This window comes from bacterium, assembly GCA_035703895.1.
In the GTDB taxonomy this organism is placed as follows: domain Bacteria; phylum Sysuimicrobiota; class Sysuimicrobiia; order Sysuimicrobiales; family Segetimicrobiaceae; genus Segetimicrobium.
On sequence record DASSXJ010000152.1, the window covers coordinates 1 to 13,494 of the forward strand.

General features: G+C 65.7%; 14 protein-coding genes. 7 read left to right on the forward strand and 7 right to left on the reverse strand.

Features of this window, described 5'->3' with window-relative positions:
- The first annotated feature begins 311 nt into the window (after positions 1-311).
- From VFP86_10240 to VFP86_10255, 4 genes are all read left to right on the forward strand, one after another.
- Positions 312-719 (forward strand): hypothetical protein, encoded by a 408-nt coding sequence (locus VFP86_10240; GenBank protein HET9000014.1) that lies wholly within the window; start codon positions 312-314, stop codon positions 717-719.
- Positions 716-1,810, forward strand: coding sequence for an SPOR domain-containing protein (locus tag VFP86_10245; GenBank protein ID HET9000015.1), 1,095 nt, complete (start codon positions 716-718; stop codon positions 1,808-1,810). Before VFP86_10240 ends, VFP86_10245 begins: the two co-directional genes overlap by 4 nt.
- Positions 1,811-1,971: 161 nt before the next feature.
- A complete protein-coding gene (locus tag VFP86_10250; protein ID HET9000016.1) occupies positions 1,972-3,210 on the forward strand; it encodes a sulfite oxidase in 1,239 nt (412 codons plus the stop codon).
- Between the two features lie 73 nt (positions 3,211-3,283).
- Entirely contained in the window at positions 3,284-3,634 is a 351-nt protein-coding gene (locus VFP86_10255) for a plastocyanin/azurin family copper-binding protein (protein HET9000017.1), read from the forward strand.
- Between the two features lie 15 nt (positions 3,635-3,649).
- Here the strand turns inward: VFP86_10255 and VFP86_10260 are convergent, their stop codons facing one another.
- On the reverse strand, positions 3,650-3,910 hold the full coding sequence (locus tag VFP86_10260) for a hypothetical protein (protein ID HET9000018.1): 261 nt from the start codon (positions 3,908-3,910) through the stop codon (positions 3,650-3,652).
- Between the two features lie 163 nt (positions 3,911-4,073).
- On the opposite strand from VFP86_10260, the gene VFP86_10265 reads away from it, so the two are divergent.
- Both VFP86_10265 and VFP86_10270 read left to right on the forward strand, forming a co-directional pair.
- Positions 4,074-5,606, forward strand: a complete 1,533-nt coding sequence (locus tag VFP86_10265) for a DUF4331 domain-containing protein (protein HET9000019.1) — start codon at positions 4,074-4,076, stop codon at positions 5,604-5,606.
- Between the two features lie 25 nt (positions 5,607-5,631).
- Positions 5,632-6,972: a tetratricopeptide repeat protein gene (locus tag VFP86_10270; GenBank protein HET9000020.1), complete on the forward strand. Its 1,341-nt coding sequence runs from the start codon at positions 5,632-5,634 to the stop codon at positions 6,970-6,972.
- A gap of 55 nt (positions 6,973-7,027) precedes the next feature.
- On the opposite strand, the gene VFP86_10275 is transcribed toward VFP86_10270, so the two are convergent.
- The 6 genes from VFP86_10275 to VFP86_10300 all read right to left on the reverse strand — a co-directional run bounded on the left by VFP86_10275 (position 7,028) and on the right by VFP86_10300 (position 13,032).
- Positions 7,028-8,590 (reverse strand): hypothetical protein, encoded by a 1,563-nt coding sequence (locus VFP86_10275; protein HET9000021.1) that lies wholly within the window; start codon positions 8,588-8,590, stop codon positions 7,028-7,030.
- Positions 8,591-8,604: 14 nt separating this feature from the next.
- Entirely contained in the window at positions 8,605-9,225 is a 621-nt protein-coding gene (locus VFP86_10280) for a hypothetical protein (GenBank protein HET9000022.1), read from the reverse strand.
- Positions 9,222-9,659 (reverse strand): hypothetical protein, encoded by a 438-nt coding sequence (locus VFP86_10285; protein HET9000023.1) that lies wholly within the window; start codon positions 9,657-9,659, stop codon positions 9,222-9,224. Before VFP86_10285 ends, VFP86_10280 begins: the two co-directional genes overlap by 4 nt.
- Positions 9,660-9,763: 104 nt before the next feature.
- Positions 9,764-10,336, reverse strand: a complete 573-nt coding sequence (locus tag VFP86_10290; protein ID HET9000024.1) for a sigma-70 family RNA polymerase sigma factor — start codon at positions 10,334-10,336, stop codon at positions 9,764-9,766.
- A 74-nt stretch (positions 10,337-10,410) separates the two neighbouring features.
- Positions 10,411-11,424 (reverse strand): HoxN/HupN/NixA family nickel/cobalt transporter, encoded by a 1,014-nt coding sequence (locus VFP86_10295; protein ID HET9000025.1) that lies wholly within the window; start codon positions 11,422-11,424, stop codon positions 10,411-10,413.
- Positions 11,425-11,451: 27 nt separating this feature from the next.
- Positions 11,452-13,032 (reverse strand): sulfite exporter TauE/SafE family protein, encoded by a 1,581-nt coding sequence (locus tag VFP86_10300; protein HET9000026.1) that lies wholly within the window; start codon positions 13,030-13,032, stop codon positions 11,452-11,454.
- Positions 13,033-13,145: 113 nt separating this feature from the next.
- On the opposite strand from VFP86_10300, the gene VFP86_10305 reads away from it, so the two are divergent.
- Complete coding sequence (locus tag VFP86_10305; protein HET9000027.1) at positions 13,146-13,484, forward strand: MGMT family protein; 339 nt, start codon at positions 13,146-13,148, stop codon at positions 13,482-13,484.
- The last annotated feature ends 10 nt before the right edge of the window (positions 13,485-13,494 follow it).

The following is a 13,494-nucleotide window of genomic DNA, read 5'->3' on the forward strand; positions in this document are numbered from 1 at the left end:
CCCCAAAGGCGGCGGAGCAGCTACCTGCAACTCCATCCCTCCGGACTCCTCCGCCGCCGCCGGCCTCACCCCACCAGATATCTCGGCCGCTTGTCGCCTCGGCCCCCCAGGTGTCTCCACCGCCTGCAGCCTCAACCCCTAGTGCGTCTCCACCTGCGGCACCAAGCTCCCCGACGTCTTCGCCAACTGCGGCCTCGGCCGCCACCTGGGGTCTCAACCCCCGGACGTCTGCGCCGCCCGCGGCCCCAGCGCCACAGATCACTCCACCCCCTCCTGACCCCAGCCGACTGTACATGGTTCGGGTCGGTCCTGTGTCGGATCGCGAACTCGCCGCGACCATCACCAAGCAACTAGCGGCGGGAGGATTCTCGCAGACGAATGTCACCAGCCGGACGGGATATCGCGTGGTGTCCGAACCTCTCCCGCGGAGCATCGCCGATGGTGTCATCTCCACATTGGCGGGGCGCGGCTTCCACGGCCAAATCGAGCCGCTGGCCGGTGATACGGTCCAGTTGGTATTCGGCATCTTCAGCTCGCAGAAAGAGGCGGAAACCTTGTCCCAGCGGATCGCCGGGGCGGGATACGACGCATGGGTTCGTGAAGGAGTGATCTACACGCTGCAGCTCGGGCCGTATCCCCAATCTTCTGTGAGCACGATTACCGGAATCGTCAAATCCGCGGCCGCGGCCGCGGCGGTCACGGCGGATCCTGTGCCATGAAGGTCCTCGGCATCACGCTTTTGCTGGTCGGTGTCCTCGCAGCCAGGGTGATCGCGCAGGGAACGCTAGACGTTTCCACTCCTCCATCGGCCTCATCCTCGGCGCCCTTCCTGATCGTCCCCGGTCAAAGCATCGGACCCGTGCGGTTGGGGACGCCACTGCGGGGGGACCTGGTGCGGCTGGGGCCAGCGAAGGGGACCGCAAAGTTGGACGACGGGACCACGATGTACCGCTGGTACGAGCCGCCGAGCAATATCGGCATCGGCGTGCGAACCAATCAGAACGGCATGGTGCTCTGGGTGTGGGTCCTGAATGACGCGCGGTACAGTACCAAGGAAGGGCTGCACGTCGGGAGCAGTGAGGCGGAGATCAAGGCCGCCCTGGGCGTCCCCACCCGTGTCGAGGACGGTTCGCAGGCGAAGACCAGGACGCTGATTTACGAGGCGCTCGGATTGTGGCTCAATATTCAGCTCGATCGGCAGTTGAATTTTTTCAACACCGTCTTCGATATCGGAGTCATGGTCCCCGCGGCATCCGCGCCGCCCGCGGCCTCGGCCCCCCCGGCGTCCGCGCCGCCTGCGGCCTCGGCCGCCCCGGCGTCTCCGCCACCTGTGGCCTCGGCCTCACAGATCACTCCGCCCCCTCCTGACCCCAACCGTCTCTATATGGTTCGGGTCGGTCCGGTCTCGGATCGCGACCTCGCAGCAGCCATCACCAAACAACTGGTAGCCGGGGGATTCTCGCAGTCGAATGTCGCGAGCCGGACGGGATATCGCGTGGTGTCCGAACCCCTCCCGCGGAGCGTCGCCGAGGGCCTCGTCGCCACATTGGCCGGGCGAGGTTTCCACAGCCAAATCGAGCCGCTGGGCGGCGATACGGTTCAGTTGGTATTCGGCATCTTCAACTCGCAGAAAGAGGCGGAAACCTTGTCCCAGCGCATCGCCGCGGCCGGATACGACGCATGGGTGCGTGAAGGAGTAGTCTACACGCTGCAGCTCGGGCCGTATCCCCAATCTTCTGTGGATGCGATTACCGGAATCGTCAAGTCCGGTGCCCCGGGTGCGGCTGTGACCGCGGATCCCGTCCCTTAGTCCCTTAGCTCGGCCGCTCAGTGAACATGGCGCGCGGGCCGTCTGGCGGTGCCCGGACGTGATGCGCGTGTCAGGCGAAGGGTCACGTTTCTCGTAACGAGAATAGTAATCGCACTCGGATTGTGGGTCGCAGCTGATGGATGCCCGAGAGGAGGCACCGAATGCGCGGGGATGATCTGCTCGACGAGCACACCTACAACCAAGTGAGAGGCGACCAGTTCGTCCGCGAGCAGGCGAAGGGGGCGGGGCTGTCGCGTAGGCGCCTGCTCCAGATCCTGACCGCCGGAGCGGGTGCGGCGGCCGTGGGGGGCGTCGGGCTGCGTGCGGTCGACGCGCAGACCCCCACCGACCTTGTGGTCAAGCCGACTCCCCCGGAATTCTTCTACGACCTCGGCAGCAACAAGGAGATGCGCTGGGAGGTCATGTACACGCGGGGTTACGTCGTCCCGAACGAATTGTTTTTTGTCCGCGACCACAGCCGGAGCGCACGTCTCGACGCTGCGTCCTGGCGGCTACGGGTGGAGGGCTCCGGTGTGTCGAGCCCCCGGGAGTTCACGTACAATGAAATCCTTGCTCTGCCGTCGGTGTCGGTCATGCGGTTCGTAGAGTGCGCCGGAAACGGTCGGAGCTTCTTCGAGGCGCCGTACGGGAAGAAGGCGCAAGGCGGGCAGTGGAAGTTGGGAGCGGTTGGAGTGGCGGAGTGGACCGGGGTCCCTCTGCGTGAAGTGCTGGACCGGGCGGGGCTCAAGCGCACCGCCCAGGACGTGATGCCCGAGGGGCTGGATGAGCTGAAGGTGCGCCGGCCGATGCCCATCGCAAAAGCCCTCGCCGACGACACGCTTCTCGTGTACGCCATGAATGGGCAGACCCTCCCGCCGGACCACGGATTCCCCGTCCGGGTCCTGGTTCCCGGTTGGATCGGCGTGGCGAATATCAAGTGGGTAGGACGGATTGAGGTCTCGGAGCAGCCGTTGTCCTCCGCTTGGAATACCGAATCGTATATCCTGATCGGTCCTGGGTACCATCCAAACCCTCCGGCCAAAGGTCCGGTGCTCACTCTTCAGAACGTAAAAAGTGCGTTTGAGTTACCTTGGGATGCGGAACTCCCGGCCGGACGGCGTCTGCTGCGCGGGCGGTCCTGGTCGAGCCACGGGAAGATTGCCAAGGTGGAGGTCAGCTTGGATCGCGAGATCACCTGGCGGGAGGCGCGCCTGAGGGAGCCTAATATCGCGCAGGCCTGGGTACGGTGGGACCTGGATTGGGACGCGCGACCTGGCGGCTACAGCCTGCGGGCACGAGCGACAGACGAGCGGGGCAACAGGCAGCCGGCAACCGTCCCGTGGAACGACCAGGGATACTTGTATGGCGGGGTCGTCGGTCACCCCCTGACGGTGCGATGATTCGAAGATCGTCGCGTGCTCGATGATCGGATACTCGACCGGCCGGGGGCCCGCACGGGTACGGATCGCGGTCATGGCGTTGGCAATTCTCCTGGCATTCGGCGCGGCGTTGTTTTTCGCGCGCTCGAGCCCAAGTGCTCCGCCCCCGGTAGGATTGATCGCCAAAGAGTTCCTGTTCGACCCCAAAGGAGTCACCGTGGGGACCGGCGAGATCGCGTTCGTCGTCAAGAATCAAGGCGCCATCGAGCACAACCTTGTGCTCGAGGTCCCCGGAGGGAAGACGGTGACCCTGATCGCCATCATCGAGCCCGGCCAGATCGGGAAGGGCACGGTCTCGCTGCCCGCGGGAATCTATACCATGTACTGCAGTTTGCCGGGCCACAGGGATGCTGGAATGGCGGCAACCCTCCGCGTGAGTCCGTAGGAGACGACGCTAGTGCTAGTGAGTGTGCCCAATCAAGAGGATGGCGATCCACAAGAGCGTCAAGGTGGCAAGGAAAAGGAGTACGGTGACCCACAGCAGGATGTCGGTGCTGGCATTCAAGCGTCGGGTTTCTCGGAGGGAAAGGTACGCGATCATCGGCATGAGCCTCGCGATCGTTGAGGACGCGTATGGTCGTTCGTCCACAACGCGCAGCAGTTTGATGATGTCCTCCTCAGAGACCAACGGCGTTTCTTGAGGTTTTCGTTTCCACCACATTCATCTCACCCCCCGCCATTCAGTCCTACGGCATGGCATCTCCGTCTTCCTGGACCGGCCCGAAACCCCGACCCCCCGCCGGTCGGGTGATCCATGATGCGTTCGCCTGCGTACTCTTCTCACGGTCAACAAACACCAGGCACGAGAGCGATTGGAGGAGAGTATGCGGGGGGCCAGACGTCTTCGTGCAGTGCTGTGTGGAGTGGTGGCGGTCGCGCTTGTCTCGGTCGTACTGGGGCCCCCACCGCCCACCTTGAGAGCTTCGAGCCACCGGGACGCGCCGCTGATCACGGAGGACCCAACGGCCGATAATACCGACGTCTACGCGTGGGTCGATCCCAGCCGCCCAGATTTTGTCACGGTCGTCTCCAACTGGATTCCGTTTGAGGAACCGACAGAGGGGCCCAACTTCTACCGGTTCTCGGACCAGGTTCTGTACAAGATCTCGATTGTGGTCAACCGCAATGGGCACCTGCGGAGGGCGCTGGACTACGAGTTTCGGTTCCACACCAAGATCGTCAACGGGAACACGTTTCAGTACAACACGGGGCTGATCGGGCTGCCGGGGTTGAACCCGTCCTCGCCGTACCCGAACCTCAACATCCGCCAGAGCTACACCATGACGGAAATCCGGCACGAGCGGGGCGACGACGCCGATCGCACCGTCCTCTTCCGCAACGCGCGCACGGCGCCGATCAACGTGGGCCCCAACTCCACCGGAGCGTGCAGTCAGGTCGTTGTGATGCTTCACGGCGTTCCCCATGCGGTGGAGAGCTGTCCCTATTACGTCGGCCTGGCCAACGCCGCCATCCTCACGATCGCCGGCCGAAGTGGGGCGCGGGTCTTCGCCGGTCCCCGTTCCGAGCAGTTCTTCGTCGACCTGGCGGCGTCGTTCGACCGCCTGGGGGGATTGTCGAATGAGGTCCGCAACCCTGGGGTCAACTCCACGAAGGGCTTCAACGTCCACAGCATCGCCCTGGAGATCCCGACCAAACTTCTCGATCGGCTGGGCGCCAATGGGAAGATTGGCGTGTGGTCGTCGTCGAGCCGGATGAGGGTCCCCGTCCTCGACACCGACGAAGTCAGCGGGGACGACAGCCGCTGGGTCCAGGTGTCCAGGCTTGGCTTTCCGCTCGACAACGAGGTCCTGCAGCCCCTCCGGGCTAAGGACCAGTTCAATGCCACAACGCCGTTTCAGGATGAAAACCTGTTCGCCAACTTTATCGTGAATCCGGGAAACACCCAGGGGTCGCAGTCGCTGGTCAACCTCCTCAGCGGGATTACCGGCTGCACGGATTTGAACAACCGTGCCGATCTGCAGGCCATCATCCTGACGGGCATCCCGACGGGAGTGCTGCCGGGCCTGGACAACTTCACCGGCCCTGAACGCGCCGACCTCCTGCGGCTCAACTATCGGATCCCTCCCACGCAGGGCATCGACCCCAACAATCCCGGCAACAACCGGCTGGGGATCCTCGTAGGGGACAACGCGGGGTTCACGAACGGCCGCCGTCCCTTCGACGACACGGTGGACATCGCGCTCAAGGCTGTCGGTGGTGCCGCCCAGGCCCTGGTGGGCCTGACCCCGTGCGCGGCCGCCGCGAATCTCACCGACAACGTCGCCGGCCCCGACACGCCGTTCTTGACCGTGTTTCCCTATCTCGGCACCCCGCTCTCGGGGTTTGGCAAGCATTGAGCTTCCGCCCTCTCCTGCACGGTTCATGAGACGGCGGCTGGGGCGGGTCGACCTGCGGGGCCTGGTCCTTGCGGGAATGTTGGTCGTGGTCGGCGCCCTGGTCATCGGCGCGGACCGGCCGGCTCGGGTCGCCTCCGCAAGGCTGCCCGTCTTCCCCCAGGGACGATTCGCTCCGGGGGACTCGCTGCCGGACCAACAGATCCGATTCTACCAGGATCGCCTCGCGGACAATTCGCGCGACGCGCTCTCGTGGGACATGCTGGCCATCGGCTACATGCGCAAGCTCCGTGAGTCGGGTGATCCTGGATATGCGCTCCGGGCCGAGGAGTCCCTCCGTCGGGCCCTCGCCGCGGATCCGCGGGACGGCCAGGCGTCCGGCCTCCTCGCCTGGGTGGCGCTGGTGAAGCACGAATTCGCCGGCGCGGCCGCGCAGGCGGAGGCGTTGATCCGTGAGTCTCCATCCGACGACATGCTGTACGGCATCCTTGGGGACGCCGACGTCGAACTCGGCCGGTATGGGGAGGCCAGGCAGGTCTTGCAGCGCATGATGGACCTCAAGCCGGGCCCAGCGGCGTACACGCGCGCCGCCTACCTCCGCCAGCTGCACGGGGATATTCAGGGCGCGATCCACCTGATGCAGTTTGCCGTGGAGGCGGCGAGCCCTCGTGATCGAGAGAACCTGGCCTGGACTCGGGTTCAGCTGGGGAACCTCTACTTCGGCCGCGGCGATCTTGCCGGCGCGGAAACGCAGTACGCAGCGGCCCTACGCGTCTACCCAGGATATCTCTACGCGCTCGCGGGCCTGGGGGGCGTCCGGGGGGCCCAGGGCCGTTTTGACGACGCGATCCCCCTGTACGAGAAGTCGCTCGCGGTCATCCCCCTCCCCGTGGTTGCGGAGGCGCTCGGTGATCTGTATCTCCGTTTAGGAAGGCGGGAGGAGGCGGAGCGCGAGTTCTCTCTGGTCGAGTACATCGGTCGGCTGACCCAGCTCAACCGAGCCGTGTACAATCGGGACTTGGCGTACTTCTACGCCGATCACCAGCGGCACCTCGATCAGGCGGTGGCGCTGGCCGAGCGCGAGGCCATGCAGCGCCATGATGTGTACACGGACGATACGCTGGCCTGGGCCGACTTCCAGGTCGGCCGGTACGTCGAGGCGGACCGTTTGATGGCTCGGGCCCTGTCCTTGGGGACACGCGATGCGCTTCTCCTTTACCATGCGGGGATGATCGCGAGGGGGCTGGGAGACCACCCGCGGGCGGCACGCTACCTCGAGCAGGCCCTGCGGACGAACCCGTACTTCCACATCCTGCACGCGGGCGAGGCCCGGCGCGTTCTGCACGACCTGCGCCCTGGAATTCCCTGAACGGGCTGCTTCCGTGCGCCGCGCCGCTGGATGGCAGCACCGGGAAGTGGGGAGCTCATTTCAGTTGCTGCCAGGACAGGATCGAGAGGCCTGTTCCAAAGACGGAGAGCGCGAGCGGATCAAACCGTAACACCACGGTCGCGTTCTCGCTCATAAAGCTCGGGTTCGGTGTCCCGCGATTCCCATGATACATCGCCCCGATGTGATCCACAGAAGCCCCGGGGCCAATGGCCATGCCGTCCGCCGTGTAAATCAGGCCGTCCACCGTCAGTTCCTGTCGGGGTCCCCCGCACAAGACGAGCCGTCCGGAGCCGTTCACCGCCTGCCCATGACAGACGGGGGTCGAACGGGCGGTGGGGACGCTCGTTCCGAAGACCAGGATGCCGGGAGTTTGGCGGCCGACAGCGGTGCTCAGATCGTGTCGGTTCGTGAGCCGGGCATCCTCAGTCAAGATCACGTCCCCTGCCACGGCCAACGTAACATCCCCCCCACTGCCCCCAAGGTCGAGGTCCTGCACCAACTGCAGCGTGCCGGTCACATAGATCGTGCCTCGAAGCCGCTCGGCGCTGTGCGTGCCAAGGTAGCCGACGATCTCATAAAATTCGAGCGGTGTATAGATTGAGTTCGTCCTCTTCGAGAGCCCTGCTGCCCTATTGATCGAAGCGTTGGCGTCGTTTCCGGCCGCACGGCTCACGAACCCGTCCGGGTTGAGCGAGAGGAGCGGGAGCTCGGCCTTGCGGATCCGCTGCAGGTAGACGTGGGGGAGGCCGCCGGCGCTCCCCGCCGTCCGCTCCACCGTGCTGCGGAGCGTGACCGCGTCCTCGATGTCGTTCGCGTGATACGGAGCGGTCACACAGGCGTACGATGTTCCACAGGGGTTCGCGCTCTGCCCCAGTTGCGGACGCGCCTTGACGATCTCCCCAAAGATCGAGAGCACCCAGGGTGTGGCATCGGCCGCCGGATCCGGATTGTAGTCGGGGCGTTCCGCAAAGCCGAACAACCCGTAGTCCGGGATTCGGCCGGCGTCCCGCAGGCTCACGATCTCCACTCCCCTCTCGCTTAAGGCGTTGAGGCGGACGTCCGCGTCGGCGAAGCGGATCTCGCTAAAGGATCCCAGGCTCGCACCATTCCCGGGAGATCCCACGCCGTAGGGCGCGAGGTAGATGCGCGAGCCGGCCCCACGGAGTTCGACGCGAGAGACTCCAAAGAGCGCGATCGCCTGCGGCGTTCCCGCGATGGCGCACTCCCGTACCCGCGACGAGATGGCCCGTGCAAGGAGCGGCACTTCGCCGAGGGCCTCGAGCGTCTTGAACCCGGGCCCGCACCCCGCGGCCGGCCCGGCATCGACCCAGTAGGTGTAGTGTCCCCCGCCATAGGCCGCGGTGACGCCGCGGGCGGGGGTGGTGAAGGTCCGCGGGTCGACGGCAGCCGCGAGCTCCGCCCGCGCCACTTCGAGGCCGGATTCGGCGAGAAAGTAGCTGCGGGCCACGGCATGCTGGATCGAGGCGTGCAGCATGTCGGTGTTCATGAGGCCGATCAGCGCGAAACAGATGGTGGTGATGATCGTGAGTACGGCGAGCACCATGATCAGCGCCAGCCCGCCCTCGCGCGCAGGCACCGTCGAGGACGCCCTCATCGATTCTTTGGCACGAAGACGGTCTGGTTGAAGAAGGTGCGTTGCAGGCCCGTGCGCGACCCGGTCGCGCTCAGCTCCTCGATCGCCATCGCGATCGCATTGGGCTGGGGGTTCCCCTCCGGCAGCAGCGTGAAGGAGGCCGCCACCACCTGTCGCCCAATGACCGCGTACGGGGCGAGGATCGGGGGCCACCGGGTGGCTGGGAAGGCCGTTGCCGGATTGCACCGGGTTCTCAGTTCGTCTGTCGCCGTATCCCTCCAGATGTAGATCGTGGCCTGCCAGTCCGGCGCGCCGTTGAGGAGGGTGAACGGACCGGAGCAGGCGCTGCGGGCAGTCACGAAACCGATACACCCCTCATACCCACCGGCGCAGCCCGTGTCGGCCGAGTAGACGCGGAGCCGGCCGACGCCAAGGGTGGTCTCATGGAGTTGCCGGGCCACCCGGTCGACGGCCAGCCGGGCGTCCTGCTGGGCGGCGAGCCTGCCGTTGATATGATGGGAGAGGGCAAAGGCTGGAATGAAGATCTGATAGATGGCCACGATGACGAGCCCGAACAAGACGAGCCCCATGACCACATCCACGATTGCGTATCCCGCATCCACCCCTCGCGGCCTCATCGCGACTCCCGGCTCCCGATGCGGGTCTCGAGTGTCCGGCTCTGGGTGACCAACGTTCCGGCGCACCCCGTCCCCGCAGTTCCCGCCGCGCACGCCGAGCCGTAGGCCACTTGCCAGCTGACAGTGACGGTGAGGTCGAGGAACCCGGGGGTGGACGTGTCGACCCCTGTGTGGACCGTGTACGGCCGCCCCTGCCCGGGAGGTACCTGCTCGACTACGATGCGACCGTCCTCGCCGGCGATCGCCGACGGAGGCAGCGAGTGCAGCACCTCCATCCGCGCTCGCGCGAGATTCGCGGCGATCGAGGCGCTCTCGGCGGACGCCCCCGAGGACAGGGCCAGGAGGAACAAGCCGCCGAGGCTGAGTACGACGACGCTGAACAGGGACAGCGCGACGAGGATCTCGATCGTCCCGAACCCACGCGGTGGCAGCATGCTCCGGGCCATCCTGTCGAGCGTCATTCGCACCTCACCGCCATCGTCCTCCTCGCGCCGCAAACGATCCGGCGTCAAGCGTCGTGTGGCACCATCCGGATGCGCTATTGGGGAGTCATCGCGGGCGCTCCCCGCACGAGCCGCCGCAGGTTCTGCAGGCCAAGCCGCACCCGGCTCTTCACGGTTCCAAGCGGAAGTGCCAGCGTGTCGGCGACTTCGCGTTGGGTAAACCCGGCAACGTGCGTGAGCCAGATGGCCTGACGCTGCTCCGGCGCCAGCCCCTGAATCGCCCGCCGGATCTGGGAACTCAGGACCTTGGTGACCGCCCGCTCTCCCGGGTCATCGGGTGCGACGGCGGTCACGGCATCGACATCAGGAGAGTTCGGAATGGCATCGCCCCGCCGGCGCCGGACGTGGTCGATGACGAGATGGTGTGTGATCGTCAGGAGCCAGGTGGCGGCAGAGCCGCGGGCCGGATCGTACCGGGCCGCTTGGCACCAGACGCGGAGGAACGCCTCTTGCGAAACCTCCTCCGCCTCAGTGGTATCGCGCAACAGGCGCAGGCACAAGGAAAAGACGAGCCGCCCGTAACGTCCGTACAATGTCTCGAAGGCGGCCGCATCACCGCTGTTGATCCACTTGAGAAGCTCGCCGTCACTCCACTCCGGCCCGTCCACGCGCCCCCACCTCTACGCTAGTGCATTCGAATGGGGTCAGCGTTCGGTTTGGGTGCTCAGAGCGGGTAACGTCTTTAGCCCCAGCGCTCCTCAATGCGCAATAGGCGCCATGCCCCGTACGAGAGCGACCATGTGACGACAAACAGGCCGACGAGCAGGTAGCCGATCCACCCGAAGTCTAGGGCCTGCAGGCGGTCCCAGAACCCGCCGCCGAGCCCCAGGGCCTGAATGAAGACCTGCATGAGCTCGATGAGGCCAATGAGGAGCGCAGCGACGACCGAGAGCCCTGTGACCGTGAGATTATAATAGATCTTTCGCAGCGGCGTCCCAAAGGCCCAGCGGTACGCGGTCGTCATGAAGATCCCGTCGGCCGTGTCCATCAAGCTCATCCCCGCTGCGAAGAGCACGGGGAGCGCGAGGATCCCCCACACCGGGAGGGCGCTGGCGGCTGCCCCGGCCGATAACGCGAGCAGCGCGACTTCACTCGCGGTGTCAAATCCCAGCCCGAAGAGGAACCCCAGCGGGTAGACGTGCCAGCTGCGCCCGATCAGGCGAAAGAGCGGGCCGGCGACGCGGGCGATGAGGCCGCGGGAGAGGAGGAGCCGCTCCAGTTCCCCCGGATCGTGGGTGCCGTGCCGCATCCGCTGGAAGATCAGGAAGATGTCTAGCCAGATGAACAGGTTGAGCAGGCCGATGAGGAGGAGGAACCCCCCCGAGACCGTCGTGCCGATCACCGCGCCGATCGCCTGGAGGTGGGGGAGCGCCTGCTGGGTCCAGCGGGCGACGAGCGCGGTGGCGAGAACCATGAACAGGACCACCGTGGAGTGGCCTAATGAAAAGTAGAACCCGGCCCCTAGCGGGGATTGGTCCTGACACACCAGCTTTCGGACGGTGTTATCGATCGCCGCGATGTGATCCGCGTCGAAGGCGTGACGGAGTCCCAGCGCATAGGCGAGGAACCCCATGCCCAGGAGCGCAGGGTGAAGACGCGCAGCGGGCAGCAGCGCCAGAATGCCAAGGACGTGTAATCCGAGGATTGTCCCTCCGTATCCAAGCCACGCTCTTGCTCCCGGTCCTCCTTTGTCCATCGGTCCCCCTCGATATTCGCCTCCAGGCTATCGGATGAGTCGGAGCGACACGATCGTCTGAATCACGATCACCGCTCCAAGCGCTGCCACGGCTGCCGCTGAAAACACCGGAAGCCGCCGCAGCATCGGTCTCACAAGGCGCCGGCCCGGGATCGGCATCCGCGCATCCGAGACGCTGTCTAAGAGACGAGTCATGAACGACCTGCTGTAGACCATCAGCAGGCCGGCGGCGGTGAGGACCGCGGCCAAGCCGAGGCTGAACATCGAGATCAGCAGGAGGCCCAGCCCGACCTGTCCCACCGAGATCGCCGCCAGCATCACGACCAGGGCGGAAGGGCAGGGGAGCATGCCGCCTGTGATGCCGATCATGATGAGGTCGCGCGGCCGAATCGCCTCTCCCGGGTGCGGGTGGTGATGATGTCCATGGCCATGATCGTGATGGGCGTGGTGGTGATCCAGCGCGTGCGCGGCGCGTAAAGTGCGGAGTCTGCCCCACAGGAGCGAGCCTCCCACCCCCACAAGCATGACGCCCGACAGCACGCTCAGCCATGGAAAGAGTTTCTCCGGGACCACATACCGCGATGCTACGAGTGTGCCGAACCCCAGGACAAAGACCCCGGTCGTGTGGGTGAGCGTGACCACGGTTCCAAGGAGCACGGCCTGGCTCGGCGTTCCACGCGAGCCGATGAAGTAGGCGGCAAGAATCGCCTTCCCGTGTCCCGGGGTCAAGGCGTGGTAGGCGCCCAGCACGAACGCCCCCAAGATCACGAGGGCGAGTACCTCAAAGCTGAGAGGGCCCCCAACATGAATCCGCTTGAAGAGCGCCCCGAACGCCGTGCTCTCCGCGACATACCGAGGACCCGGAGTCTGGCCGCCGGCGTCGGCCACGGTTGCCCCCTCGGCAATCCGGCACCCGGACAGGCGCAGGTTGATCGACGGTTTCGCCTGGAGTGGCCCGGGATGGGCCTGCCGCGGCGCGGCACCGATCCGGAACCGGGCCACGGTCTCGTCCGGCGGGGACTTGAGGAGGTCAACCGGGTAGGACCGCAGGCGGTTGCTACCGCGGTCGGCCGCGGGCACGGATGATGACTGCACCAAGGGGCCTGTCACGATAATTTCCTTCCAGCCCACGCGGCTCGGAAAGGTACCGTCTCGATAGGTCAGATCAACCGGCCGGCTCCCGCTTGGGCCCGAGGTCCCGCTCCCGTCCGCCCACAGCTCTTCCTCGACCCGCAGGATCGGAAGTCCCCCCACGCCCGGCAAGCAGGAGACGGTTGCCACTTGAAGCCGGAGGGGCACCGGAACCCCGCTGGCGGCAAGGTGCAAGTCGAGCCCCCACTGCGGGAGCCGCGCCGCGAGATGCCGCTCCATCGCAGTCTCGTCCAGGTGCTCCAGCTCCTGAAAGGTGGGGATCTCCGCCATGTCGAGGATATGGCTGATGTGGATGCCGTCAGGTTGGGCGTCGATGGCGGTGTAATGGTTGATGGTGAAGTTGCCGAGTGGATGGGCAGCGGCCGAGAGAGGGCTCAGCACCAACCCCATGATGATCGCGGCGAAGAGCGCGGTTGCGCGTCCGCGGATGTTCGTCCCGGTGAATGCCGTCCTCATGCTTTCATGTACGTACCGGTTCGGCAACCGGATTGATGATGTGGCGGGGGGTCGCGGACTACCCACTTGTAAACCTTCGTCGACGGGAGGCAGAATGGGCTCGTGAAAGATCGATGACCCCTCAACCCCGCGTCGGTCCGCGTACCCCGCCGTCCAGGTTCTTCGCGCGAGTCTACGCGGTCGTCCGCCGAATTCCTCGCGGCAACGTGACCAGTTACGGGTCGATCGCGCGCGCCCTGGGCGTACCGCAGGGCGCGCGCACGGTCGGCTGGGCACTCAGGGCATGTCCGGACGATATCCCCTGGCACCGCGTCGTGAATGTGCAGGGCAAGATCAGCTGGAGGCCGACCGGCGGATTCACGCTTCAGCGCACCCTCCTGCAGCGGGAGGGCGTCCGGTTCAACCGTCAAGGGCGGATCAACCTGGCGAAGTTTGGCTGGAAGGATCTGTGAGCCCGCGCCC